Raw genomic sequence first — 25,264 nt, forward strand, 5'->3', positions numbered from 1 at the left:
TACCTATATTTTACCATTAAATAAAGATAATTTTATACTTATAATCCTATCTTGTCCTTCATACTGGAAGAAACTTTCTTTACTTCTATTTACTCATCAGCGTGATTCTTTTTTGTCTATATAAATAAAGAATACCTGTAACTATAAAAACAATCACGCCAAAATACACGCCATATTCTATCGCGATCGCTACAATACTTTCAATATGTTTTCCAAATAAAGCACCGAGCACAAAGTAAACGAGTGTCCAAACAAATCCTGTCGTATAAGAATACAAAGCATACGTCTTAAATGACATGTTATTCATTCCAACTAAATACGGTACGATATGTCTTACAACTGGTATGAAGTAACTTGTGACTAACGCATAATGACCATACTTCTCTACCATTTGTTGAGATTTCAAAAGATATTTCGCCTTTTTCTTTTTCATTAGCTTATCAAGTACTTTCGTACCAAATATTTTCCCTAATATATAGCCTAAAGAAAGCCCAGATACAACACCTAAATATGTTAATAAAAATGCAGGAATGACACTTAATATCCCTAGTGAAGATACAAAGCCACCACTCATTACGATCATTTCGTCTGGAATTGGCATACCAATAATACCTAACCATAAACAGAAAAATAATGCCCAATAACCGTATTGTTCAATATAAGATAATAATTCATGTAATTCCATTATGCATATGCTCTCCTTAGCTCTTTTTTACAGCTAAAGACATACGCTGGTGGGAAATTGAGCCACACTTTCTCTAGCGTAATTTCAGGAAAGAAGTGCTGTATAAATCCTTTTTTCACAAGTGAATATTGAAATGTAATAAATTCACCATTCTCATGTATCCCTTCCATTACATTGTTTAAAATACGCTTTGAAACTTCTTCTGGTAAAGAGGTAAAAGGTAATCCCGATAAAACGTAATCCACGCATTCTATATTGAGATCTTCTATATACTTTTTTATATTTTCGGCTGAACCGTGTACAACAATGACGTTCTGCTCATCTTTAAATTTTCTCTTTAGCTCCTTGCAAAACACTTCATTAATTTCAATAAGAAGAAATATTGTTTCCTTCTTCTTTCTCTTCATAATTTCTTTCGTAAAGACTCCTGTACCAGGACCTAACTCTACAATGCATTTCGCTTTATTAAAATCAATTACATCTACCATTTTCTTTGCTAATATTTTTGAACTTGGCGCAATTGCACCAGTATGTTTCGGATGTTTAATAAATTCATGTAAGAATGTTATGAGTTGCATATAAACCTCTCCTCATTCGTTCAATAGTTTTTAACTTGTTTCTAAGTATAACTATTATTTCTTAACAAAAATTGAGGAGATTTCTTAAGATTTTATGAAGAATAAAAAAACAGCTATCGTCTCTAGCGATAGCTGTCCCTTATTACTTCGCACTCACGATCTTATAATAAGAACGAACCGTTAAGAAGTAATATCCAATATAAATCGCGCCGTATACTCCAATACTAATGAGAAGCGGAATCATAATTTCAAATGGTAATATATTTGACAAACCTTTTAGTGCAAATAAACTGTGTAAAATACCAATAATTAATGGAATAGCAAAGATAAAGCTCACTTGTTTTGCGATAGCTCTCTTCATCTCTTGCTTCGTTACACCAATTTTATGAAGAACAACGTAGCGATCACGGTCAGCACTTGCTTCTGTTAATTGTTTAAAGTAAATGATTGAGCCTGTTGCTAATAGGAATACTAATCCTAAGAATAACCCAATAAACATCATTAAGCCTGTTGTTTCAAGCCCCATTTGGAATCCTGTATAGAAATCGTTAAATGGTTTTAAAACTTCTGATTCTCCAGCTGGCATAATGCTTGCTAATTTTGCTGTTAACTCTTTACTATTTCGCTCACCTTTTACATCAATATTTTTTACAGTACGCGTTTCGTTTACTTGTTTCACTTGCTCATATGTTTTATCAGGAACGATTACAAATAGTTCATTTAAATTTGTAAGGCTTCTATTATTTACACCTTTAATTTTTAATTCTTTTGACTCGTTTCCAACAGGGAATACAGCTGTATTTCCTGTATAAAGAGGACCAAAATCAAGTTTCTCAATATATAAGCTATCATATACGAAAGCTTCATTCGCACTTAAATTTACAGGTTCTACATCTAAATGTTTCACAAGTGTATTAAAGCTTGATTGAGAAATAAGCTGGTACTGATTCGTAACATTATAGTGTGTGTTCAGAACTTGATCAGCTCTTTCACCTTTAAATGTTCCCTTCACAGGAATCATTTCAACTTCTGATTCATATGTGACTGGGTGATTATTCTTCTCTCCAGCAAGTATTTCATTTACTTTTTTATCTAATGCTGCATCTTTTTTCTCATAGGAATAACTATACGGCGCAGCAACTTTTGATTGCGTAAATGTGTTGTAATACATCGTAACTGACGTACCAACCGCTGTTAATGTAACTGCACTTAAAATAGCGATTGTCGCCAGTGATTTCGCATTTCCTTTAATACGATATAGTAACTGCGATGTCGTTACCATATTCATACCATTATAAAATGCTGACTTATTATTTCTTGCACGTTTCAATACAAATACTGTGAAGAACATGAACAGTAAATAAGTCCCTGCTACTGTCGCTAATAAAATATATAATGCAACGACCATAAAGTCTGCATACATAACTGCTTTCATGTACATTAATGCTAAAAAATAACCTGAACCGATTAAGAAAACTGAAATTAATGCCATGATGACAGATCCTTTTGGCATTGCTTCTCCTTCACGTTCTGCACGGAAAAGTTCAATTAACTTAAAGCGATAAATTAAACGATATCCTTGAAGTGATGTATATAAAATAATCACAAAGAAAATAATTGCTGTATCAATAATGGCAGCCACCGGTACTTCAAAATGAACGTTTAAATTTAATCCCATCATATTTACTAATAACTCAAGGAATAATTTTGAAAGGACACTACCGATCGCAATCCCAATTACTAATGACATTAATCCCATTAACATATTTTCATAAAAGAGCATTTTACCAATTTGTCTTTTCCGAATACCTAGTAAAGAATATAATCCAACTTCTTTTTTACGTTTACGTGTAAAGAATCCGTTCGAATATATAATAAACACTGCTACGAAAATGATAAGCATCACACTGGAAACTTGAAACGCACCGCTAATCTTTTTAGAAGCTTCTGCTGCTTTTTCCATTTGTGAATTATATTGCAGTGCTTTAAATGTAAAATAAATAACGATACTAAAAATCATAGATGCAAAATATACAAAGTAGTCTTTAAAGTTCCGCTGTATGTTGCGGAGGGCAATGCTAGATAAGGTCATCAGCCATACCTCCAGAAATAGAAGACATTACGTCAACAATTTTTTGGAAGAACTGTTTACGCGTCGATTCACCGCGGTGTAATTCTTTATAGAGTTCACCATCTTTAATGAAAATAACTCGTTTACAATAACTTGCTGCAAATGCATCGTGCGTTACCATTAAAATTGTTGAGTTATCATATTCATTTAACGACTTCATACTTTCAAGTAAATCTGTTGCAGATTTAGAATCAAGTGCTCCAGTTGGCTCGTCTCCGAAAATCATACTTGGATTCGTAACAATTGCACGCGATGCTGCACAGCGCTGCTTCTGCCCACCAGATACTTGATATGGGAACTGACTTAAAATATGATCAATACCGAATTTCTTTGAGATTTCAAGAACGCGGCGATCAATCTCACTCGCTTTCACCTTTGATAACGCAAGTGGTAAAGCGATATTCTCTTTCACCGTTAACGTATCTAATAAGTTATAATCTTGGAAAATGAAACCTAAATGATCACGGCGGAATAACGCTAACTTATCATCATTCATCTTTACAATATCTTTTCCATCAATTAAAATTTCACCGTTCGTCGCATTATCAATTGTAGAAAGAACATTTAGTAAAGTCGTCTTACCAGAACCAGAAGGTCCCATAATTCCAACGAACTCACCTTCTTTTACTTGTAAGTTAATACCTTTTAACGCTGCAAATTTATTCCCACCCGTGTCGTACACTTTTTCAATATTTTTTGCTTCTAACACTGTTTTCATCTCGACATCCCTCATTTCTTCTATTCTCTATTTTCAACTATATACACTCTCTACTCTTGCCACTATCGATGTTTCTTACACAAACATGACAGTTATGTAAGACGCATAAGTAAAGATATAAAAATTTAACCTACTGAACAAAAGTACTTTGTTACTATAACATTGGGATATCATACCATCCATTCATTCTCCTTACAGGAACATTACAATTTTGTAAGGTTAAAAATGTCCCCTACAAAGTTGTGCACGAAATGTCGGATGGAGCTATTTCGTTCCTGCTATTCTATGTACAGAGGAGGTCATAATATGGATTCACTTAAAAATATGAATACTGCAATGCGCTATATTGAAGATAACCTTACGAATGAAATTGATTTTAAAGAAGTTGCGAGGCTAGCTCTCTGTTCTGAGTATCACTTTAAAAGAATGTTTTCGTTTTTAGCAGGTATATCACTATCTGATTATATTCGCTGTAGACGTCTTACTCTTGCTGCCTTTGAACTAAAAAATAGCAATGCAAAAGTCATTGATGTCGCTATAAAATATGGCTACAACTCACCAGATTCATTCGCTCGTGCATTTCAAAACTTGCACGGTATAACACCTTCTGAAGCCCGAAATAGTAGCCGTTCTTTGAAAGCTTATTCACCAATGACCTTCCAGTTATCCATTCAAGGAGGAAATGAAATGAACTATCGAATTGAAGAAAAAGAGCCATTTCGAATTATAGGTATTACAAAACGAGTACCAATTGTTTTTAACGGTGTAAATGAAGAAATTGCTTCTATGTGGAAAAGTTTAAACCCAGAGTCTATTCAAACATTAAAGTCCCTTTCAAACATTGAACCTACTGGAATTATTAGTGCTTCTACTAATTTTTCTGAAGGAAGAATGGAGGAAAAAGGCGAACTCGATCACTATATTGGAGTAGCCACAACAAAGGATTGTCCAGAGGAGTTTAAACAGCTTGAAGTTGCTGCTTCAACATGGGCTATATTCGAAGCTGTCGGTCCATTTCCTGATGCACTACAAAATGTATGGGGACGTATTTATTCTGAATGGTTCCCTTCTTCGAACTATGAACTAGCGGAAGGACCGGAGATATTGTGGAATGAAAGCAAAGACGTATCCTCTCCGAATTTCAGAAGCGAAATATGGGTACCTGTTTTAAAAAAGTAATATAAGAGTCTAACCTTTTCAAAATAAAGAAGCTACTCTTCCTTTTTAAAGGAAAAGCAGCTCCTTTATTTTATACTTCTTCTCGACTCGTTCTTATACAAGAAAATAGTAATAATCGTAAGCACTATAATAACTGCAAAAGTAAATACTCTGTAGTTCGAGATAGTAGCAGTACCAATTAACAAGGCAGGTATAACCGCCACAATTAAGCCACCAAACATACCAACAAACGATCCTATACTTTGTTTTACTACTTGAGTTTCTGATACCCAATCATAATAACCAAATCGATTATTAATGAAAATCCCCCATACTGCTGAAAATAATGAATATGTTATCGGTGTTATTACGATGAAAAGAGAGCTCCAAACATCTAGCTTTAACCCGATTATCAGTAATACAGCACTAATAAGTGATGCAGGTATACTCAATGAAAGATTCATAAGAATTTTACTATCATAAATCATCTTTGGCGCTATAGGCAATGATTTAATAATCCATACATTTTTTCCTTCTAAAGACAATGACACACATGTTGTACATGTCATCGAAATCGCTGCTGCAATAGCAAATGGAGCAATCTTTTGCAACAGGGGCTCAATTCCAGGATACGCTATTAATTGGCTTGGTCCTACTACAACTATAGCTAGCGAGAAAGCTAGCGCCATCACGACTCCCATTCCACTATTTATGACATACACTGTAGAAGAGAAGAAACGTTTCAGCTCTTTTTTATACAATGCGACCAATACACTCTCTTTTTTCATGCTATTAATCTCATAATTTGAAAGCATATGATAAGTGGTGATCCCTGTGTTTATTTGCTTATATTTTAACGAAAGTATTTTTACAAAAAGATAATACCAAATCACTGATATCCCCACGAATAAGATGAAAGCTACCATATCAGCATTAACAATTGCTTTTTGAAACATGTTAGCTAATGGATACACTTTAGTTAATTGCTCCGAAACAATTGCACCAATTCCGTTCATATCATTAAGGCTATATTGAGCATTTCCGTTTTTTAGCATAAAGGAACCGAATGTAATAATTACTATAAAACTTAAAATCGTAGTTATTTTATTCGTATTTTTAAATTTAGAAGCGATTGCCGTAATCGAAGCTCCAAAGATTGCTGCGATTGTTGTTGGGATTAAAGATGCTATAAACATACTGATGAACCACATAAAGTAAAAAGAAACTGATGGATTTTCATGTATGCAATACACAACTCCCATTGGTAGCATGATTATGATTGAAAAGATTGTATTCAGCAAGTATAAATACAAAAACCTACTTGCAATAACAGTACTTACGCGAATCGGCAATGACATTAAAAAGTCGTAATCCTTAAAAGCAAAAATTTCTCCATTTGCCTTAAATATAGTGAAAAACAACGTTAATACACTGCTAATAACTAGTGCATAGACGGGAATAATTTCACTAATTCCTATTTTTATCAATCCATATGCCGAAGCTCCGCAATATAACATTAACATGACACCAACTAGAGCAATAGATACTGTCAGCAAAATCTTATTCTGCTTCTTTCTCTTATCTTTTTCGTATTTAAAGGTGTTTAAACCGAGCTGCGTTATCAACCGAATTTTCAAAAGACCTAAACTATTAGTATTCATTAGCAAGCTCCTTCATAAAGAGCTCTTCCAATGAGCCTTCCTTTATTAAAGAATTTACTTCTCCTGAAAGTGCTAATTTCCCTCTATTAATCATTGCTACTTTATTACATAACTTCTCAGCTACATCTAAAACGTGTGTAGAAAAGAAAATCGCACTTCCTTTTTCACAAAGCTCTTTCATAATACCTTTCAATACTACGGCTGCCTTTGGATCAAGACCAACGAAAGGTTCATCTAAAACTAATAATTTCGGTTTATGTAAAACCGCCGATATAATCGCTACTTTTTGTTTCATACCGTGTGAATAAGAAGATATTAAGTCCCCTAAGTACGGTGTAATCTCAAAAGCATCCCCATACTTCTGTATCTGTTCTTCCCGATCCCTCGCAGGCACTTTAAACACATCCGCAACAAAGTTCAAATATTGAATTCCTGTTAATTGCTCATATAAATCTGGATTATCAGGAATATACGCCATTACTCTCTTACATGCAATCGGATCCTTTTTTACTGAATGTCCATCAACAAAAATTTCACCCTCTTCAAAATCTATAACTCCTACTAACGACTTAATTGTTGTACTTTTCCCCGCACCGTTATGTCCAATAAATCCAAAGATATCCCCTGCTTTAACAGTAATATTCAAATGATCAACTGCTTTCTTACCGTCTTTATATGTCTTGCTAAAATTTATAATTTCTAACATGTAAATCCCCCCAAATCACCTTTTCGATTGAATTTTCAGACCTTAAAACGAAAAATTTACTCAGTGAGCTTTTCATTATTCCCACTGAGTATTAAAATCTCTTAACACATAGAAACTATAAATATAAAATTTGACTAATATAGCTCACATTTGTATTTCTTTTTTATACAAAACGTAAGAATATAAATTCGTTATAATGACAGCAACTACTATAATCCCAAGCATCATATAAGTTCTCCAATCAGCCGGAGCGAAAACACTTATAATCATAATAATTCCTAACGCCACAAATACTTTTCCGCTAAACCGATGTGTTTTCCGCCATACTTCTTCATTACTTAACGTCCATGGATTACGCATCCCAACAAAAAAGTTTGGCTTACACTGTGGTAAATAATTACCCATTACTAAAAATAAAACACCAACTAATAATTCAGGCACCCGATTAATGAATAAGTTATATCCTAATCCACTTGTAATAATATCTATATTTCCTACAAATAGTAGCAATAGTACACCATTATTCATCATCATAAAGGCTTTAGAAAATTTCTCGTAATTTGCTTTTCTTGGATCAATCTTTGGTATCACATTTAGAAATATATATAATGCAATCATAATTCCGACCATAGAAATCATTCCGTAAAATTTAGAAGAATATCCATCTACCTTACCGCCGCTCCAATGCGTTGCAATTGTATCCGGCAAATGTGGCCAAGCAAACGCCCAAGCTAAACAAGTTATAACAATTAATAAGATTGCAAAAAGATGTTTTTTCATTTCCCCTCTTCCCCCTTATTCGTAAATGTAAACACCCAAGTTAATAAATCTTGAAAGACAGTTGTGTTTAAAGAGTACACAACAAATTGCCCTTTCTTTTCATCTTGAATAAGTTCAGCATTTTTAAGTGCGCTTAAGTGGTGTGAAATACTTGGTTTTGTCATATTGAAATGTTCAGCGATTTCACCAGCGGTTAAATCACCTTCTTTTAATAAGTCTAAAATTTTTCGCCTTGTTGGATCTGCTAATGCTTTGAATGCTTGATTCAATGTCTTTCTTCCTTTCGATAATTAGACATTTAGATATTTATCTAAATGTTAAACCGATTACTGTTATTTGTCAATTGTATCCAGTGCCCTTTTTACTTTTCTCACTTTTAACCTATACTGTTTACTAGCTTATCTTTCAACATAATGAAAAGACTTGAAACACATGATACACTATAGCTACAATTGTTTTTCTGAGGAGGAATATACATATGTATAAAATTTTAATCGTTGAAGACGATCCAAATATTTCATCATTACTGCAATCTCACATTCAGAAGTACGGTTATGAAGCTGTTGTTGCAGAGAATTTCGATGATATTATGGAATCGTTTAACGCTGTGAAACCACATCTTGTTTTACTTGATGTAAACTTACCGAAATTCGATGGTTTCTATTGGTGCCGTCAAATTCGTCATGAATCTACTTGTCCAATTATTTTCATTTCAGCGCGTGCTGGTGAGATGGAACAAATTATGGCAATTGAAAGCGGTGCGGATGATTACATTACAAAACCATTCCACTACGACGTTGTAATGGCAAAAATTAAAGGACAATTACGCCGTATTTACGGTGATTATGCACCAAATATTTCTGAACGTATCGTTGAAGTAGAAGGTTTAAAACTATTCCCAGAACGTCCTGAAATTCACTTCGGATCTGAACAAGTTCTTTTAACGAAAAAAGAAGCTATTTTAGCTGAAATGTTATTATCTAAATTCCCTCGTACAGCAAGCCGTGAAGATTTATTAGCTGCGCTTTGGGATGACGAAAGCTTCGTTGAAGAAAATACATTAAACGTAAACATTACGCGTCTTCGTAAAAAGTTTAATGAGCTTGGTATTGAGAACTCTATTGAAACAGTACGTGGACTTGGATATCGCTTTAACGCAACTTGGAGTGAATAAGCATGAAGCTATTTTTACGTGATCATTTTGCATTTTTCCTACTGTACGTTTTAAACTTCGGTATCATTTTCGTTCTTTATGATGCAGTAGATGGATTTCAAAACAATAAATTTTATTTCGTCGTTTTAAGTTTATATTTATTTATTTGTTTCCTCGCTTACCGTTACGTTCGCAATCGTAGAATGTACCATAGATTAAGCGAGCAACCAGAGAAAATGGAAGATGCGTTTATTGAAAGAGCAACTGCTCCGATGCCTCACGGTGTAAATGAACTCGTGCGCACGCAATACCGTCTCTTCCAAAAAGAACTACAATCGTATGAAGTAAAACAACAAGAACATCAATTATTCATTAACCACTGGGTGCATCAAATGAAGACACCTGTTTCCGTTATGCAGCTTATGGTGCTCGAAATGGAAGATGAGCATTTGATTCCGAAATTCAAAAAAGAATTAGAGCGACTAAATCAAGGACTCGATATGGCTTTATATATGGCAAGGCTAAATAACTTCCATGAAGATTTCCATGTTGAGACGATTTCATTAAAAGATACGGTAACAAAAAATATTAACGGATTAAAAGAACTATTCATTCGTAATGGTGTCTTCCCTGTTTTAGAAGTCCATTCTGATTTAAAAGTTGCTTCTGATGCGAAATGGCTAAAATTTATCATCTATCAGTTAATGACAAATGCTGTTCGTTACTCTGGTGAGCGCGGAAAGAAAGTTTTCTTATCTGCTTACCGAAACGGAAAAGATATTATTTTAGAAGTTCGTGATGAAGGTGTTGGTATTCCACAAGAAGATATTCGAAGAGTATTTGAACCATTTTACACTGGGAAAAACGGTCGCGCATTCGGAGAATCTACTGGTATGGGACTTTATATTGTAAGTAAAATTTGTGATTATTTAGGTCACTCTGTCAAACTAGATTCTGAAGTTGGTAAAGGAACGACGATTAAAATCATCTTCCACAACGCTGCAAATAATCAAGCAGAACATACGGAGAAGGTGACCGAAGCATGATCGTAACATATGCAAGCAAAATGTATGAGAACTCACTCTCATACATTTTTTGCAATACAACTACTTCTATATCTTCTAGCCGGAGGTATAATCTATGACATTTTGGCAATTTGCATTTAAAAACGTCACGCGCAACTCGAGAGCTTATTTTGCTTACTTTGTAAGTAGTTCCTTTTCCATTGCTGTGTTCTTTTCGTTTGCTGTTTACTTATTCCATCCGAAATTACAAAACTTTGACATGACCTCTGAAATTTCAGGATTAATGATATTTTCAGAAGTAGTAATTGTATTTTTCTCTTTCTTCTTTTTACTATATTCCATTGGTACTTTTTTAAAAGTTAGAAAAAAACAATTTGGTGTTTTGACCATTTTAGGAATATCGAGAAAACAATTACATCGTCTTGTTTTTATGGAGAATATGTTAATCGGGATTTTATCTATCTTTTTCGGCATGCAGTTTGGAGTTGTTTTTTCTCAATTTTTCTTATTAGTAACAGCCAAACTTACGCATGTTCCAGGAATATATTTATACGGTCCTACTAACGCGTTTATTTTAACAACCATTGTTTTCCTTAGTCTTTTTATCATTGTATCTGCATTCACACCAATGCTTATTCGTACAAAAAAAGCGGTACACCTTTTAAAAACAAATGGTGGAAAACAAAAAGAAAGAAAACCATCCATACTTGTTTCATTATTTGGTGCGATTTGTTTATTTGGTGGTTATACGTTAGCTGGAAATCCTAAATATTTCGTATCAGTAAGCCCGCAAATCGGTGTTATATATATGGTTTCGAGTATTTTCGTTATCCCAATGCTAGTTACAATAGGAACATATTTTTTCTTTTCTCAAATTAGTTTCTTACTGATTTATATTTTAAAGAAAAGAAGAAGATTTTATATGAAACGGATTAATATGCTTTGGATTTCAGATTTAGCAAACCGTATTCGGACGAATATTAATATGCTTTTTATTGTAGCGATGCTCTCTACAATTGCTTTCACAATGATCACGTTCCTATATGGATTCGGGAAATTTATTAAGCTAGAGGTGAATAGAACTTCCCCTTTCCCAATTTCTTATTTCTCTTATGATGCGAACCCTTTTGTTACAGAGCATTTAAATTGGCTTGAGCAACAATTACAAAAAGAGCATTTCCCTTATCAAAAAATAAAAGCTGATATATATGAAACACCACTAAAAGAAGATAAAGATATAGCTATTTATAATGACGTATACGCAATTAAGCAAAGTGACTATAACAAACTTGCGAATTCTTTACGAATGAAACAACTATTTATGGATGATAACGAAGCATATGTGTTAACAGGGACATCTTATATCACCATATTCAACGAATTTGAGCAAAGCTACAATAGAGATTACATTACACTCTCTAGTACAAATACGAAATTAAGAGTTAAAGGCTATGAGCATGTAAATGCAATTCCATCTGGCTTTTCATATCAAACGATAGTTTTGCCTGATGTTATCGTAAATAACTTACCTAGCACCGTAAAGCATATATCAGCATACAATTACAAAATTCAAAACTGGGAACAGACATATGAAATTGCTGATAATTTTATAGAAAAGGTGCAAAAAGATCGAAATAAATACCAGTATGAAGGACCACTTATTCGCTCCTTTGAATCAGCGGGATCGTTATACAAAATAACATCAGGCAGTGCCGCGTACTTCCTAATCGGGACATTTTTAGGAGTTATTTTCTTCATTGGAGCTGGTAGCGTTCTTTACTTTAGAATGTATACAGATTTGACGAACGAACAAGAGAAATATATAACGATTTCTAAAATCGGTGTAACAGATACAGAGATGAAACGATCTGCAACCATTCAACTTAGTATTTTATTTTTCGTTCCGTACATTATGGCATCCATTCATACAATGTTCGCAACAAAAATGCTACAAGATGTAATTGGTCTGTCTTTGTTCAAAGAAGTTTCAGCCGTTCTTATTATTTTTGGATTCGTTGAAATCGTATTTTTCTTATTCATTCGTTCACTTTATATGCAAAAACTATCACATTACACGAGTGGACAAAATATTTAAAACAAACTTGATGAAAAGAGTATCTCTCATAATCTTTTCATCTTCACACTATTAGGAGGTTTAGGTGAATGACATTTTGGCAGTTTGCATTTAAAAACGTCACAAGAAACGCCAGAGCTTATTTCGCCTATTTTGTAAGCAGTGCGTTCTCCATCGCAATCTTTTTCTCATTTGCAGTTTATTTATTTCATCCTAAATTGCATATGACAGACGTGAATTTTTCTCTGAACATATTAATGACAATTTCAGAAGTTGTCATTGTATTCTTTTCATTTTTCTTTTTACTGTATTCAATCGGGACGTTTTTAAAAGTACGAAAAAAACAGTTCGGGATTTTAACAGTACTTGGCATATCTCAAAAACAATTAAAGCGACTCATATTTATAGAAAATATGTTAATTGGTGCTCTTTCTATATTTTTTGGCATTCAACTTGGACTTGTCTTTTCACAGTTCTTTTTGTTAGTTACCGCTAAAATTACACACGTACCTGGTTTATATTTATATCCGCCTACAAGTGCTATCGTTTTAACTATCATCATCTTTCTCGGGCTCTTCATTCTCGTATCATCTTTTACACCGATGCTCATTCGCACGAGAAAAGCCGTACGTCTTTTAAAAGAAGGAAAACAACAAAAAGAAAGAAAAGCATCCGTGCTCATCTCTCTATTTGGTGCGATCTGTTTAATATGTGGATATGCGTTAGCCGCAAATCCGCTGTATTTTATGTCGCTAGGTGACATAATTGGACTTTTATATGCCGTCTCTAGTATATTTGTCATCCCATCGCTTATTGCAGCTGGAACATACTTTTTCTTTTCACAAATTAGTTTTTTACTTATTCGTATTTTAAAAACACGAAGAACGTTTTATATGAAACGAATTAATATGCTTTGGATTTCTGATCTAGCATCACGTATTCGGACGAATATTAATATGCTCTTTATTGTGGCGATGCTATCGACGCTCGCTTTTACAATGATTACATTCTTATATGGATTCGGGAAATTTACAAAGTTTGATGCGATTAGACAAAATCCTTTCCCGTTTACTTATTTATCGCATACTGAAAATACGTTAGCTGATGAACATTTAAACTGGTTAGAGCAGAAATTTAATGAAGAGCACTTTACTTATACAAAATTTAAAACGGATATATATGAAGTATCTTCGGCTGAAGATAGCACGCAGCTCTATTATGCCATTAAACAAAGTGACTATAATGTACTTGCTAAGGCTTTAAATTGGGAAACGCTCACGGTCAATAAGAATGAATCTTATATTCTTATGAAAGACTTAGATGATCAAGTTATTGGAACGCTCCATAATAAAGAACAGAAAAATACTCTTACACTTACTCAAAACAATTTACAACTACAAGTGAAAGAATATAAAAGTTATAGCCCATTCCCAAACAGCTTAATATACCAATTACTCATACTATCTGATGAAAATGTAGAAGCCTTATCCACCGTTTCCAAACAAATGAGTGTATATAACTTCAAAGTTACAGATTGGGAAAAAGCACATAATATCGGTTCATCGTTTATAACAAAAATCCATAACGATAATGCAGCAATTCAAGCAGAGCATCCACCTTTCCATGCAAGTGAAGCGAGCGATTCTCTATATAAGACAAAACTAAATGTCGCTTCGTTCTTCTTAATTGGTACTTTCCTAGGAGTTATTTTCTTTATCGGTGCTGGCAGTGTTCTTTACTTCCGGATGTATACAGATTTAACAAATGAGCAAGAAAAATATATAACGATTACGAAAATCGGCTTAACTGAGACTGAAATGAAACGTTCAGCGACAATTCAGCTTGCGATTCTTTTCTTCGTACCTTACATTATGGCATCAATCCATACGATGTTTGCGACAAAGATGCTACAAGAAATATTACATCTCTCGTTCTTCGCTGAAATTACAGTCGTACTGTTGATTTTTGGAACAGTTGAAATTTTATTTTTCCTTTTAATTCGTTCCTTTTATATGCAAAAATTATCACAACACATTAAGTTTTAAAAAGTAGAAAGGTGATTACTATGGAAGAAGTATTACACATAAAAAACGTCTCAAAAGTATATGAGGGAAAAGTCCCTCATACTGCTTTAAAAAATATAAATTTACACGTGGATAAAGGGGAATTCGTTGCCATTATGGGACCATCTGGTAGCGGAAAATCTACATTTTTAAACGTTATCTCTACAATCGATTCTCCGACTTCTGGTGATGTCGTGATTAACGGAAAAAAACCGCACACATTTCGTAGAGAGAAGTTAGCTATTTTCCGAAGACAAGAGTTAGGATTTGTTTTCCAAAACTTTAACTTACTAGATACACTAACAATCGGTGAAAATATCGTACTACCTTTAACATTAGATAATGTTCCATTAAAAGAAATGGATGAAAAGCTTGATAACATTTCAAAAAAGCTTGGAATTGATCATATTTTGGACAAACGTATTTTTGAAGTTTCTGGAGGACAAGCACAGCGTACCGCAGTAGCACGTGCTGTTATTCATCATCCTTCACTTCTACTAGCCGACGAACCGACAGGAAACTTAGATTCAAAAGCGGCAATTGACGTAATGGAGTTATTTACGAAATTAAATAAAGAAGAAGATGCAACGATTTTAATGGTTACGCACGATCCGTTTGCAGCAAGTTATTGTAACCGTGTTATTTTTATTAAAGATGGCGAACTTTACAATGAACTGCACCGCGGATTATATCGCGAGAAATTTTATCAAGAAATATTAGATGTTTTAGCATTATTAGGAGGAAGACGTGGATGACATTTTGGCAATTCGCATTTAAAAATGTCTCACGTAATTCGAAAGCATATTTCGCCTACTTTGTAAGTAGTGCGTTTTCTATCATGGTTTTCTTTTCATTTACTGTATACGCGTATCACCCGCGGTTACAAAGTGTACAAAGTTTCCAAGAACGTGATCCTCTAATGAACTTAGCTAGTACAGCACAGCTTGTGATCGTTATGTTCTCGTTCTTCTTTCTCTTATATTCAATTGGAACATTTTTAAATGTACGGAAGCAGCAATTCGGGATACTCACCATTCTCGGTATCTCACAGAGACAATTAAAGAGACTGTTATTTACTGAAAATATGATAATCGGGATATTGTCTATCTTTATCGGCATTCAAGGTGGACTTGTATTTTCTAACTTTTTCTTATTAGTCACTTCGAAATTAACAAGTGCGAAAGGTCTCTATTTATATTGGCCAACAGAAGCGATTATCGTTACAACCGTAACGTTTATCATTTTATTTTTAATCGTTTCTACGTTTACACCAATGTTTATTCGTACTCGAAAAACAGCCCACCTCATTAAAGGGAACAAGAAAATGCCAGCTGAAAAAAGACCATCTATACTCATCTCTTTATTCGCTTTAATTTGTTTAGGGCTATGCTATTATATCGCTGGTTATCCGCAAGGCTACGTAACGGAAAAAAATGTGCAAAATGGATCTGTCTTTTTTATTATGTTATCTATTTTACCGCTCGTAATAGTCGGGACATATTTATTCTTTTCACAAACATTCCTTCTTTTCATCTATATTTTAAAGAAGCGCAGAAAGTTTTATTTGAAACAAATAAATATGTTATGGATTTCAGATTTAGTTTCTCGTACACGCAGTAATATTAATGTACTCTTTATTGTTTCTATGCTATCTGCACTTGCATTTACGATTATTATTGGATTATTCGCCGCTAATAACAATACGAAGGCATCAGTACTAGAGCGATATCCCGTTCCCTTCACGTATACATCAGAAGGTGACAATTCCCTTGAACAAAAGCATATTTCTACAATTGAAACGGAGCTTACAACTAATAATTTTCTTTACAAAAAATATAAGTTTACAGTATTAAAAGATACAGCTTCCAAAGAAGATATTATGCTTATGAAGATGAGTGATTATAACGCAATTGCTAAACAATTGAAAAGATCGGAAATAACAATTGATTCTACAGAAGTGTATATTATTTCTCGCCACTCACCAGAACTTCTCGATCTCGTATCTAATCCATTTGCAAAGCAAAATACGATTACACTTGGATCTAATAAAAAAGAATTTCATATTAAAGGGTTTATTAATAAAGGAATCGAACCATCATTTGCATTCCCTCATTTAGCTGTCGTACAAGATTATGTATTTGATAATATGATTCCTCATATTGAAACAACTGTAATCTATAACTACTTCGTAGAAAACTGGGAAAATGCAATCGTTCCAACAAAAAATATGTTACGTGTTATTAGTGGTGATGCACGTGAGTTCTACGAAAAGCATACTGAAGAGAAAGCTCAAGTTCCTTTCTTCATACATACGGCTACGGATGAACTTATTTACGGTAAAGGAAATGCAGTTGCTCAATTCTTTATTTGGGCATTTCTCGGCTTTATTTTCTTTATCGGTGCGGCTAGTGTTCTATACTTCCGTATGTATAATGACTTAACAACTGAAAGACAAAAGTATATTACGATTACAAAGCTTGGCTTAACTGAATCAGAAATGTTTCGCTCTGCTACCATTCAATTAGGAATTTTATTTTTCGTTCCTTACATCGTTGCTGGTGTTCACACGTTATTTGCGGTTAAGTTTTTACAAAGCATGTTTTCTTTCTCATTACTAAAAGAGACATGTATCGTACTCACCTTTTTCGGGATTATCGAGATTATTTTCTTCTTCTTAATCCGCTCTCTGTACATTAATAAATTATCACAGCATATAAAAATATGAATAAAATGGCCTTGTGCATATTGCACAAGGCCATTTTCAATAGTTTTTAATAATTAGCAGCAATATCCGCCGTAGCCACCAGCATAACCGCCGTAACCACCATAACCACAACCGCCGCCTCCGCCGAAGCAGCTAGCACCGATGATAATTAATAAAATAAACAATACGATTAGAAGCGCAAAACCGCCTCCGCACCCATGTCTGCGGTTACAATCATCATGTCTGTGTTCACACTTTTCGCTCATTACTCTATTCCTCCTTTAGTATCATTCATAACAAGTTCACCTTGCTCTAAATGAGGGGATTCCATTTATAGTATGTTTTCAGGGCGAATAGGAAGCTTGGCTTTCTTAAAAACGGGCTTGTTTTCGGAAATGGGCTTCATCAAAAAAAGATACCAATTAAGGTATCTTCTAAATAAACATATTTAATAAAAGTGCAAAACCAAATGCAATAAATGATAACAATGTCTCAAGTACCGTCCACGTTTTAAACGTTTCCTTCACCGTTAATCCTAAATACTCTTTTACAAGCCAGAATCCTGCATCATTTACGTGAGAAAACATTAATGATCCCGCACCTGTTGCTATAACGAGCAATTCTAAATTTACACCTGACATGTGCTGAATAACTGGTGAAACAATTCCTGCTGCCGTCGTTAATGCTACTGTTGCTGAACCTGTTGCGATTCGAATTAATCCAGCTACCATGAAAGCTAACACGATCGGTGATAACGATATATGTTCTGCCATTTGCGCAATCGCTGTTCCAACGCCGCTTTCAATTAATATTTGTTTAAACCCACCGCCTGCACCGATAATTAAAATAATGGAACCGACTGGTAATAAACTTTCATCCGTTAACTTTTTAATCATCTTTTTATTAATCCCTTGTCTTATTCCAAGTAAATAAAATGCTGCGAAACATGAAATAAGTAAAGCAATTACTGGGCTTCCTATAAATACTAAAAATTCAGTTATCTTTTTCGGTAATGAAATATATGGTGCCACTACTGATAAAATCATCAATACAACTGGTAATAAAATAATGAAAAATGAAACTTTACGACTTGGTAAATCTGTTGATACAGTCGTAACTCGAACAAGCTCTGGTTCATTTTCGGGTATAACCCTTTTATGTACCCACTTTGCAAATATCGGTCCTGCGATAATGGCTGCTGGTAACGCGATAAGTAATGAATATAAAAGTACCTTTCCTAAGTTCGCGTTATAAATACCGATTGCTGTCATCGCCCCTGGATGTGGTGGCACAAGCCCGTGCACAATAGATAATCCAGCAATAACAGGTAACGCAATTAATAATATATTTTGCTTCGTCGTTTTTCGAATCGAAATAACAAGTGGTAATAATATGACGATCCCCACTTCAAAAAACACTGGAATCCCTATAACAAAACCTGCAAATAACATAGCCCAAGGTAGTTTCTTCACACCGAAAAATCGAATAAAGAAGTCTGCCACTTGCATGCCCGCCCCTGAATCGGACATCATTTTTCCTAAAATTGTTCCGAGGGCTAAAATACCAACTAGATGCCCTAGTACACTACCAACACCAGTTTCATAGGCAGTCACTATTTTCGTCAAATTCAGTCCAGACATAATAGCTAAAAATAAACTCGCCACTGTTAAACTAATAAATGCATGCCATTTCCACCATGATACCCCTAAAATAACAATCGCAATTGCAAGTAATGTGACGATTAATAAGTATATATCCATCTCTCATTCTCCTTACTTTTATCCCGATTGGTGTGGGCTAATAATTAGTGGGTGATGCCCTCCTCCACTAATTAAAGTTTTACTTTATAAAAAAAGAGGGAACATCCCCTCTTTTATACGTCATAATTCACTACATAATGCTGCATTTCTGTATTGTAGTAGCCTTCGCTATATTCAATTACTTCGCCAACTTCATCATAAGAATAGCGCATACGTTTTAATAACGCTGTCCCCTCTTTTTCACCTAGCGCTTCTGAAACGAAACTAGGCGCGAGTCCAACAGCGAATTCATCTCTGAAGTTTTCTAAGTGAATGCCTCGGTCTTCAACTAAATCATAAAGCGATTGCAAGTCAAAGTCCGATAAATCTGTACTTGCCATTCCTGCTGAGAAATAGTGCGTATAATGAATGTAAGGTGCATCATTTAACGTATATAAACGTTCAATACGAAAACTCTCCTTGCCGAATAATCGAAATGGCACCGTTCCTTCTTCATTATGAACGATTTCTGCTTTTAGCAATTTCTTTTGTACTTTATATCCTTCTTCCACTAACACTTCTGTAAATTTCTTACCTTTTGACAACTTTGTCGCAGAAGTATTACGGATAACTTTCGTTCCTTTACCGCTTTTCTTTTCTAAATATCCTTCTTGAGCGAGTTCTTTAATTGCATTACGCACTGTAATTTTGCTCACTTTGAACTCTTCTTCTAACTGCGGTTCGGAAGGAATATTCGTATGAATCGCATATACACCATGCAATATTCGATCACGAATAATATTTTTTATTTGTAAATATAATGGTCCTTTTTTCCTCGTTACGTTCACCGTTACACCCACTACCTTTCTACATCACCTACTGATGCCGTCATTGCCCGAAGTATATCCTTCTCTGATGACATTGGCGTATCACCGACGATTGTATGTGCAAGCATTCCAGCTGCTGACGCAAATGAAACAGCTTTCTCTGGTGCAAACTCTTTTATCTCGCCATGAATAATCCCGCTCGTATAAGCATCTCCAGCACCTATTCTATCATATACAGAAAACGTAAGTGTTTTTGCAAAAGTGAACGCACCATCTTTACATATAAATCCGCGAAGCGAGTGTGTATTATCACTATTAATAGAGCGATGTGTACCAGCGATTGTAGCGATATGATATGTTTCAGCCACCTTTGGAATAAGATCAATAAGTTGTGCTTCTCGCTCCGTCTCCTCTGTTTTCATTCCAAGAACGAACATTGCATCTTTTTCATTCATCATAACGATATCAGCAAGAGCCAGCATTTCTTCATAATGTGGTTTCGCCTGCTCATACCCATCTTCTCCCCAAAGAGATGGACGATAGTTGCAATCAAAGACGACAGTGCCTCCGCTTTCTTTCACTGCTTTCGCTAAAGATTTCATATGATGGCGCACCGTATCATTCATCGCAAGTGTAATTCCGCAAAAATGAACGATATCAATTTCCTTTGCGATTTCTTCAAATTGATACATGTCTTCACATGCCGTATTGAAACTACTTTCTAATCGATTCGAATATGTAACGCGACTTGCCCGTGCGCCAAATCCATTTTCTAAAAAGTACATGCCGACATATTTACCGCTTCTTGAAATAAACGGTGCCTGAATGCCTAACTTTTGAATATGTGATACTGCAGCATCCCCAACAGAATTTTCCGGTAAAGTTGAAATAAGAAAGCCTTCATGACCGAGATGAGAAAGTGCTGCTGCAACGTTCACACCCGTACCAGAAAATGAGTAATTTAATGTGTTAGCTTGCGACAACAATTCATATCCTGGTACTTGCAGGCGCATCATTACTTCACCAAATGCTGCAATTTTCTTACGCATATTGATCAACTAACTTTTTCACGACTGCTAATAATTCACGAACATCTTCTACTTTCGTATTGCCAGTTTCTTTATCAATAATAGAAGAGTACACGTGCGGGATAACTTGCTCTACATTTGCCTCAAGCGCAATACGTACAATTGTTTCGAAGTTTTCTTTATCGATTCCGCCTGTTGGCTCTAATGCGAATCCTTCTTCCGCACAAGCTTTCGCAACTGCACGATATTCTTCTTCATGAGCTAGCCCTTTCATCGGGAAGTACTTCAATGAATTTCCGCCCATATCACGTACAAGTGCGATCGCTGTTTTAATTGGAACGATTGCTTTTTCTTCTCCAGCTGCGCTAATTGGGCCAGTAGAAATATTTACGTAACCTACTTTTCCTGTTGGCGATACTAAACTATTAATCCAGCTATCTTTTTCGCCAAGATTTGCACGTGTCGCTCCAACTGAAGGGAACACTTGGTTAATATGACTACCAGGATAATGCTTCGCAATTTCAGCGACAACTGCCGCTTGGCGATTATCTCCTGCGCCTAGTCCGATTGATACAGCGTCATCAATTTCTTTTCCGTATGCTTTCATCGCTGTAACAGCTTCTTCTACTGTTGGGTAGTCTTTTGATAACACTCCCACTACTACATAACCTTCTGCTGCTTCAAAAATATCTTTCGCATTTCGGGTATTGTTCGCTAATACATTTAATGCTACGCGGCCTTTATAAAAACGTTTTTGAATATTTGTCATTTTAGTTTCCCCCTACAATTTCTCTCAATTTTTCTTCAATTACATGTATGTCATCACCTTGAAGTGGACGTGGATCAATATCAAAGAATCCTTGTCTTACTCCGTAATCACGTGTATAGATTGCGATTTCCCCTTCGCGTAATGCTGTCACAACGTCTTTTGCCGATTTATTTAACTCTTTTTCGCTAATATGAATACGTGCTCTAAAGATTGCTCTTCCAGCTTCATCTTGAACGATCGTTACATTTACACCTTTTAATTCTTTTAGCGGCATAAGTACTTGTAGCAATTCTTTTTCTTGCTCACTTTTATCTTCTTTTACGCCGTACTCATCAAGCGCTTGAAGTAAGCCGAAAGTTGTTTCTTTCCCAACTTTCATACTTCTTCCGATGCAATGTAATTGCACTTTCAGCCACTCAATATATTTTCGTTTCCCGCCAACAATACCAGAAGTAGGTCCTTCAATTGCCTTTGAACCACTATAAATGGCAAGGTCTGCATACTTCACATATTTTTGAATATCTTCTTCAGCTGCCGCATCAACGATAAGTGGTACGTTATTTCGCTGCGCAACTTCCCATGCTTCTTCAACAGAAATCATATTTTTTTGCACGGCGTGATGGGATTTCACATAAAGAATCGCTGCTGTATTCTCACCAATTGCATCTTCAATATGCTCTGCTTTCCCTTCATTTGCGTAGCCAACTTCTACAAGTTTACCGCCGCCTAAATAAATCATCGTTTCGACTGGAGCACCGTATTGAACGTTATGCCCTTTTAACATAATCACTTCGTTTTTCGCGATGACCTCTTGATGAAGTCTTTCACTTTTACGGCGATTTCCTTCTGTCACGATACCAGCGATAGAAAGTGCAATTCCGCTCGATGCTGAATTCACAACGACCGCTGCCTCTGAATCTAGAATTCTCGCAATATGGTCTCCCGCTTTATCTACTAAATCAGCAATTTCCACATAATTTTGTCCACCATGTTTCATCGCATCCATCACTGTATCTGTCGGAGCGGATACACCTAAAATACTCATTCTACCGCTCGCATTAATTACTCTTTTTAATCCGTACTTAGCATTCAATGAATGACCCATTGATGACAACCCCTTTCGTATCAATTCTTCTTTCAGCAATGCGCTGATCCCCTTCTGAATCAATTAACGTAACCTTCTCATCTTTCACCGTAAATAAAGTTAAGTTTGCAATATCGCCTTCTTGAATACGACCAAGCTCTGGTTTTTTCAGCCACTCTGCCGCATGTTTCGTAACCGCATCAATTACTTCTTCTAGCGGATAACCTAAGTAAAGGAATTTCGAAAGAACGTGAGCCATACTATACACGGGACCGTGTATACGATTCTTCCGGTAAATATCTGTACTAATCGTATTAAAGGTGATATCGTGACGCTTCGCCGCTTCTGCTACTTTAAAAGAAAAACTAGCATTACCGTGACCAACATCTAAATGAACACCGCGCTTCACTGCATCTAGTAATACAGGTAGCGGTTTTCCTTTTTCATCAAATAAATTATTTTCTTTCCCGTTTAAGTAATGTGTAATGACATCATCTTTTTCTAAAAGAGGTACAACTTCCTCTATGCGAGGAGGTGCTGAACCGATATGTACCATAATCGGCAATGATGTTTCACGAGATAACGAGCGTGCAACATGAAGCGGTTCAATTCCACTGTCACAAACGACACTTTTACTCATTCTCGCCTTTAACCCAACGATTACATCTTTATACTTTTCTACTGCTTCTATTACTTTCTCTTTATCGATCCATTCCATATTGGATAATTCATCAATTCGTTTCAAACCGATGCGAGAAATATTTAAAAAGGCAAATAAATTCGTTTTTGCCTGCTCCCTACTTTTTATTAAATCTGCAATACGATCAGCTCCGCAGCTGCCCGCATCAACAATTGTCGTTACCCCTTGCTTAACGCCAATTTCATCCACCTCATCGCCATACGGATCAAACTCCGGAAAAGCATGAACATGTAAATCAATCCAGCCGCTCGATACGTAAGTACCTGAGTAATCAAGAACCTTTCCACCTTCGCCAGCACCAGCTTTCGTCACCTGTGCGATTTTATTATTTTCAATTACAATGTCAATCTCTTCCCCGTTCACACGTTTTACATTACGTAGTACGAATCGTTCTGTCATTGTACTTCCACCCTTTTCTATAAGAAGCCATAAGAATACGCTTACATTAAAGTTTCATTTTATATGTCTTTCACACGTTTAGCGTAACACAAAAAAAGGGAGAAGTAAATATAACGTTATAATGTTTGAAAGTGAATAAAAAGATGCTCCTCCAAAATGGTAATAGTATAGGAAATTATATCAACGATTTTTTGAATATATCTATCATAACTTACAATATATCAACGATTTTTCAATTATATCTATCATAACTTATAATATATCAACGATTCGACAAGGAATATCGATTTACCGACAAGAAACGTCAATTCCTTTCTTATATAAAAAAAGCTGTCCCAAATGGCACAGCCTTTTTCTTTATTCCTGAACCGTCACAATAACCCCATCCATATTGTTCCCGGAAATTTCATACTGCTTGTTTGCTGGAACGTTCACTTTCATATTCTCAGAAACTTTATAATAAGAAACAGTATATTTCTTACCTTCTACTTCAGTTGAAATCTCTTTTTCCTCTTTTAAAAACTCTAAATATTCCTCTAGTGTGAAATTTTTTTTTTGCATAATTGCGCTATGAGGTAGGCCAACATAACGGATATGCCATGGCTCATATTGAATTCCAGTAATGTTACTTTTATTTTTCGGATAACGTAATACAAAGCCATGCTTCCATACGTTCTCTTCGATCCATTTTCCTTCAGGCGCTTTCTCCATCTTCTTTTGCGTTGATCCAACGTCTAGTGATAATCCTAAATTATGTTCACTATATCCTGCTGGAAGCGCGTAATCAGATCCCATTTCTTTATATAATTTACTTTGTTCTTTAAAATCTCGATACCCACTACTCATTAAGAAATGCTGTACGCCATCTTTTCCAGCCGCATCGACAACGTTCAAAAACTTTTTTACAACATACTTTGATAAACGAAGATTTCTATCAAATATTACGTAGCCTCTCACTAATTCACTATTATGATTTACATTTATAATATCAGACCTAATACTATCTTTTTTTACTGGATAATCCCTATTAACTAATAATAAATCACCCTTATAAATTTGTTCCTTCGTAATCTCTTTCCTCTCGGTATTTGTCGCCTTTACTAGCTCATCTTTTCCGACAATTTTAACATCGATTTCCTTCTGAAATAACGGTGATATATAAAAGCCTACACATACTGTGCATGCTATAAAAAAAGAAATAAATACCCACTTTTTCATTTCTAGTTCCTCCTTAACGTAACTTACGTATAGAATAGAAAAAACTATTAAAATAAAAAGTGGG

General features: G+C 35.1%; 23 protein-coding genes. 7 read left to right on the forward strand and 16 right to left on the reverse strand.

Annotation, left to right across the window (positions count from 1 at the left end; translation table 11 throughout):
• Nucleotides 1-85: 85 nt before the first annotated feature.
• From MHB52_RS24940 to MHB52_RS24955, 4 genes are all read right to left on the reverse strand, one after another.
• Nucleotides 86-685 carry a DedA family protein gene (locus tag MHB52_RS24940; RefSeq protein WP_000418924.1) on the reverse strand — a complete coding sequence of 200 codons (600 nt, stop codon included), beginning with the start codon at nt 683-685 and terminating at the stop codon, nt 86-88.
• Entirely contained in the window at nt 685-1,263 is a 579-nt protein-coding gene (locus MHB52_RS24945; protein WP_001176053.1) for a class I SAM-dependent methyltransferase, read from the reverse strand. Before MHB52_RS24945 ends, MHB52_RS24940 begins: the two co-directional genes overlap by 1 nt.
• Before the next feature lie 142 nt (nt 1,264-1,405).
• On the reverse strand, nt 1,406-3,355 hold the full coding sequence (locus tag MHB52_RS24950; protein WP_044796400.1) for an ABC transporter permease: 1,950 nt from the start codon (nt 3,353-3,355) through the stop codon (nt 1,406-1,408).
• Nucleotides 3,342-4,112, reverse strand: coding sequence for an ABC transporter ATP-binding protein (locus MHB52_RS24955; RefSeq protein ID WP_000859655.1), 771 nt, complete (start codon nt 4,110-4,112; stop codon nt 3,342-3,344). The genes MHB52_RS24950 and MHB52_RS24955 overlap by 14 nt, the downstream gene beginning before the upstream one ends.
• Before the next feature lie 306 nt (nt 4,113-4,418).
• Here MHB52_RS24955 and MHB52_RS24960 point away from each other — a divergent pair, with 306 nt between their 5' ends.
• A complete protein-coding gene (locus tag MHB52_RS24960; protein ID WP_025966501.1) occupies nt 4,419-5,291 on the forward strand; it encodes an AraC family transcriptional regulator in 873 nt (290 codons plus the stop codon).
• A gap of 65 nt (nt 5,292-5,356) precedes the next feature.
• On the opposite strand, the gene MHB52_RS24965 is transcribed toward MHB52_RS24960, so the two are convergent.
• The 4 genes from MHB52_RS24965 to MHB52_RS24980 form a co-directional block, all read right to left on the reverse strand.
• Nucleotides 5,357-6,931, reverse strand: a complete 1,575-nt coding sequence (locus MHB52_RS24965; protein ID WP_001095689.1) for a hypothetical protein — start codon at nt 6,929-6,931, stop codon at nt 5,357-5,359.
• Nucleotides 6,921-7,637, reverse strand: coding sequence for an ABC transporter ATP-binding protein (locus tag MHB52_RS24970; protein WP_000889756.1), 717 nt, complete (start codon nt 7,635-7,637; stop codon nt 6,921-6,923). Before MHB52_RS24970 ends, MHB52_RS24965 begins: the two co-directional genes overlap by 11 nt.
• A 144-nt stretch (nt 7,638-7,781) precedes the next feature.
• The gene (locus tag MHB52_RS24975; RefSeq protein ID WP_000716347.1) at nt 7,782-8,417 is read right to left on the reverse strand and encodes an SdpI family protein; all 636 of its coding nucleotides are present in this window, start codon (nt 8,415-8,417) and stop codon (nt 7,782-7,784) included.
• Nucleotides 8,414-8,686 (reverse strand): autorepressor SdpR family transcription factor, encoded by a 273-nt coding sequence (locus MHB52_RS24980; protein WP_001070531.1) that lies wholly within the window; start codon nt 8,684-8,686, stop codon nt 8,414-8,416. Before MHB52_RS24980 ends, MHB52_RS24975 begins: the two co-directional genes overlap by 4 nt.
• Before the next feature lie 209 nt (nt 8,687-8,895).
• On the opposite strand from MHB52_RS24980, the gene MHB52_RS24985 reads away from it, so the two are divergent.
• The 6 genes from MHB52_RS24985 to MHB52_RS25010 all read left to right on the forward strand — a co-directional run bounded on the left by MHB52_RS24985 (nt 8,896) and on the right by MHB52_RS25010 (nt 17,457).
• Nucleotides 8,896-9,591, forward strand: a complete 696-nt coding sequence (locus MHB52_RS24985) for a response regulator transcription factor (protein ID WP_000276738.1) — start codon at nt 8,896-8,898, stop codon at nt 9,589-9,591.
• A gap of 2 nt (nt 9,592-9,593) precedes the next feature.
• Nucleotides 9,594-10,616, forward strand: a complete 1,023-nt coding sequence (locus MHB52_RS24990) for a sensor histidine kinase (protein WP_000765341.1) — start codon at nt 9,594-9,596, stop codon at nt 10,614-10,616.
• Between the two features lie 94 nt (nt 10,617-10,710).
• Nucleotides 10,711-12,690 (forward strand): ABC transporter permease, encoded by a 1,980-nt coding sequence (locus MHB52_RS24995; RefSeq protein ID WP_061664547.1) that lies wholly within the window; start codon nt 10,711-10,713, stop codon nt 12,688-12,690.
• A 68-nt stretch (nt 12,691-12,758) separates the two neighbouring features.
• Nucleotides 12,759-14,714, forward strand: coding sequence for an ABC transporter permease (locus tag MHB52_RS25000; RefSeq protein WP_000144972.1), 1,956 nt, complete (start codon nt 12,759-12,761; stop codon nt 14,712-14,714).
• A 20-nt stretch (nt 14,715-14,734) separates the two neighbouring features.
• Nucleotides 14,735-15,487 (forward strand): ABC transporter ATP-binding protein, encoded by a 753-nt coding sequence (locus MHB52_RS25005; RefSeq protein ID WP_000393250.1) that lies wholly within the window; start codon nt 14,735-14,737, stop codon nt 15,485-15,487.
• The gene (locus tag MHB52_RS25010) at nt 15,484-17,457 is read left to right on the forward strand and encodes an FtsX-like permease family protein (RefSeq protein WP_061664545.1); all 1,974 of its coding nucleotides are present in this window, start codon (nt 15,484-15,486) and stop codon (nt 17,455-17,457) included. The genes MHB52_RS25005 and MHB52_RS25010 overlap by 4 nt, the downstream gene beginning before the upstream one ends.
• A gap of 53 nt (nt 17,458-17,510) precedes the next feature.
• Here MHB52_RS25010 and MHB52_RS25015 read toward each other — a convergent pair whose 3' ends face one another.
• The 8 genes from MHB52_RS25015 to MHB52_RS25050 form a co-directional block, all read right to left on the reverse strand.
• A complete protein-coding gene (locus MHB52_RS25015; RefSeq protein WP_001290392.1) occupies nt 17,511-17,702 on the reverse strand; it encodes a YjcZ family sporulation protein in 192 nt (63 codons plus the stop codon).
• 168 nt (nt 17,703-17,870) lie between these two features.
• Nucleotides 17,871-19,196, reverse strand: coding sequence for a gluconate permease GntP (gene gntP / locus MHB52_RS25020; RefSeq protein ID WP_061664543.1), 1,326 nt, complete (start codon nt 19,194-19,196; stop codon nt 17,871-17,873).
• 113 nt (nt 19,197-19,309) lie between these two features.
• Nucleotides 19,310-20,035 (reverse strand): GntR family transcriptional regulator, encoded by a 726-nt coding sequence (locus tag MHB52_RS25025; RefSeq protein ID WP_000539263.1) that lies wholly within the window; start codon nt 20,033-20,035, stop codon nt 19,310-19,312.
• On the reverse strand, nt 20,035-21,051 hold the full coding sequence (locus tag MHB52_RS25030; protein ID WP_061664541.1) for a sugar kinase: 1,017 nt from the start codon (nt 21,049-21,051) through the stop codon (nt 20,035-20,037). The genes MHB52_RS25025 and MHB52_RS25030 overlap by 1 nt, the downstream gene beginning before the upstream one ends.
• Entirely contained in the window at nt 21,044-21,799 is a 756-nt protein-coding gene (gene dagF, locus MHB52_RS25035) for a 2-dehydro-3-deoxy-phosphogluconate aldolase (protein ID WP_000181937.1), read from the reverse strand. Before dagF ends, MHB52_RS25030 begins: the two co-directional genes overlap by 8 nt.
• A 1-nt stretch (nt 21,800) precedes the next feature.
• The gene (locus tag MHB52_RS25040) at nt 21,801-22,904 is read right to left on the reverse strand and encodes a DgaE family pyridoxal phosphate-dependent ammonia lyase (RefSeq protein WP_061664539.1); all 1,104 of its coding nucleotides are present in this window, start codon (nt 22,902-22,904) and stop codon (nt 21,801-21,803) included.
• Nucleotides 22,882-23,982 (reverse strand): amidohydrolase/deacetylase family metallohydrolase, encoded by a 1,101-nt coding sequence (locus MHB52_RS25045; RefSeq protein WP_061664537.1) that lies wholly within the window; start codon nt 23,980-23,982, stop codon nt 22,882-22,884. Before MHB52_RS25045 ends, MHB52_RS25040 begins: the two co-directional genes overlap by 23 nt.
• 357 nt (nt 23,983-24,339) lie before the next feature.
• Nucleotides 24,340-25,200 carry a D-Ala-D-Ala carboxypeptidase VanY gene (locus tag MHB52_RS25050; RefSeq protein WP_016118793.1) on the reverse strand — a complete coding sequence of 287 codons (861 nt, stop codon included), beginning with the start codon at nt 25,198-25,200 and terminating at the stop codon, nt 24,340-24,342.
• Between the last annotated feature and the right edge of the window lie 64 nt (nt 25,201-25,264).

It is taken from the genome of Bacillus sp. FSL K6-0073 (genome assembly GCF_038006085.1).
Lineage (GTDB): Bacteria > Bacillota > Bacilli > Bacillales > Bacillaceae_G > Bacillus_A > Bacillus_A cereus.

Bases quoted from the DNA above. Each gene is read 5' to 3' on its own strand.
- MHB52_RS24955 (WP_000859655.1), bottom strand. From the start codon at position 4,112: ATGAAAACAGTGTTAGAAGCAAAAAATATTGAAAAAGTGTACGACACG.
- MHB52_RS24945 (WP_001176053.1), bottom strand. From the start codon at position 1,263: ATGCAACTCATAACATTCTTACATGAATTTATTAAACATCCGAAACAT.
- MHB52_RS25010 (WP_061664545.1), top strand. From the start codon at position 15,484: ATGACATTTTGGCAATTCGCATTTAAAAATGTCTCACGTAATTCGAAA.
- MHB52_RS25045 (WP_061664537.1), bottom strand. From the start codon at position 23,982: ATGACAGAACGATTCGTACTACGTAATGTAAAACGTGTGAACGGGGAA.
- MHB52_RS24965 (WP_001095689.1), bottom strand. From the start codon at position 6,931: ATGAATACTAATAGTTTAGGTCTTTTGAAAATTCGGTTGATAACGCAG.
- MHB52_RS24940 (WP_000418924.1), bottom strand. From the start codon at position 685: ATGGAATTACATGAATTATTATCTTATATTGAACAATACGGTTATTGG.
- MHB52_RS24990 (WP_000765341.1), top strand. From the start codon at position 9,594: ATGAAGCTATTTTTACGTGATCATTTTGCATTTTTCCTACTGTACGTT.
- MHB52_RS25015 (WP_001290392.1), bottom strand. From the start codon at position 17,702: ATGAGCGAAAAGTGTGAACACAGACATGATGATTGTAACCGCAGACAT.
- MHB52_RS24950 (WP_044796400.1), bottom strand. From the start codon at position 3,355: ATGACCTTATCTAGCATTGCCCTCCGCAACATACAGCGGAACTTTAAA.
- MHB52_RS24970 (WP_000889756.1), bottom strand. From the start codon at position 7,637: ATGTTAGAAATTATAAATTTTAGCAAGACATATAAAGACGGTAAGAAA.
- MHB52_RS24975 (WP_000716347.1), bottom strand. From the start codon at position 8,417: ATGAAAAAACATCTTTTTGCAATCTTATTAATTGTTATAACTTGTTTA.
- MHB52_RS24960 (WP_025966501.1), top strand. From the start codon at position 4,419: ATGGATTCACTTAAAAATATGAATACTGCAATGCGCTATATTGAAGAT.
- MHB52_RS25050 (WP_016118793.1), bottom strand. From the start codon at position 25,200: ATGAAAAAGTGGGTATTTATTTCTTTTTTTATAGCATGCACAGTATGT.
- MHB52_RS25000 (WP_000144972.1), top strand. From the start codon at position 12,759: ATGACATTTTGGCAGTTTGCATTTAAAAACGTCACAAGAAACGCCAGA.
- MHB52_RS25030 (WP_061664541.1), bottom strand. From the start codon at position 21,051: ATGCGTAAGAAAATTGCAGCATTTGGTGAAGTAATGATGCGCCTGCAA.
- MHB52_RS25040 (WP_061664539.1), bottom strand. From the start codon at position 22,904: ATGGGTCATTCATTGAATGCTAAGTACGGATTAAAAAGAGTAATTAAT.
- gntP (WP_061664543.1), bottom strand. From the start codon at position 19,196: ATGGATATATACTTATTAATCGTCACATTACTTGCAATTGCGATTGTT.
- MHB52_RS24995 (WP_061664547.1), top strand. From the start codon at position 10,711: ATGACATTTTGGCAATTTGCATTTAAAAACGTCACGCGCAACTCGAGA.
- dagF (WP_000181937.1), bottom strand. From the start codon at position 21,799: ATGACAAATATTCAAAAACGTTTTTATAAAGGCCGCGTAGCATTAAAT.
- MHB52_RS24985 (WP_000276738.1), top strand. From the start codon at position 8,896: ATGTATAAAATTTTAATCGTTGAAGACGATCCAAATATTTCATCATTA.
- MHB52_RS25005 (WP_000393250.1), top strand. From the start codon at position 14,735: ATGGAAGAAGTATTACACATAAAAAACGTCTCAAAAGTATATGAGGGA.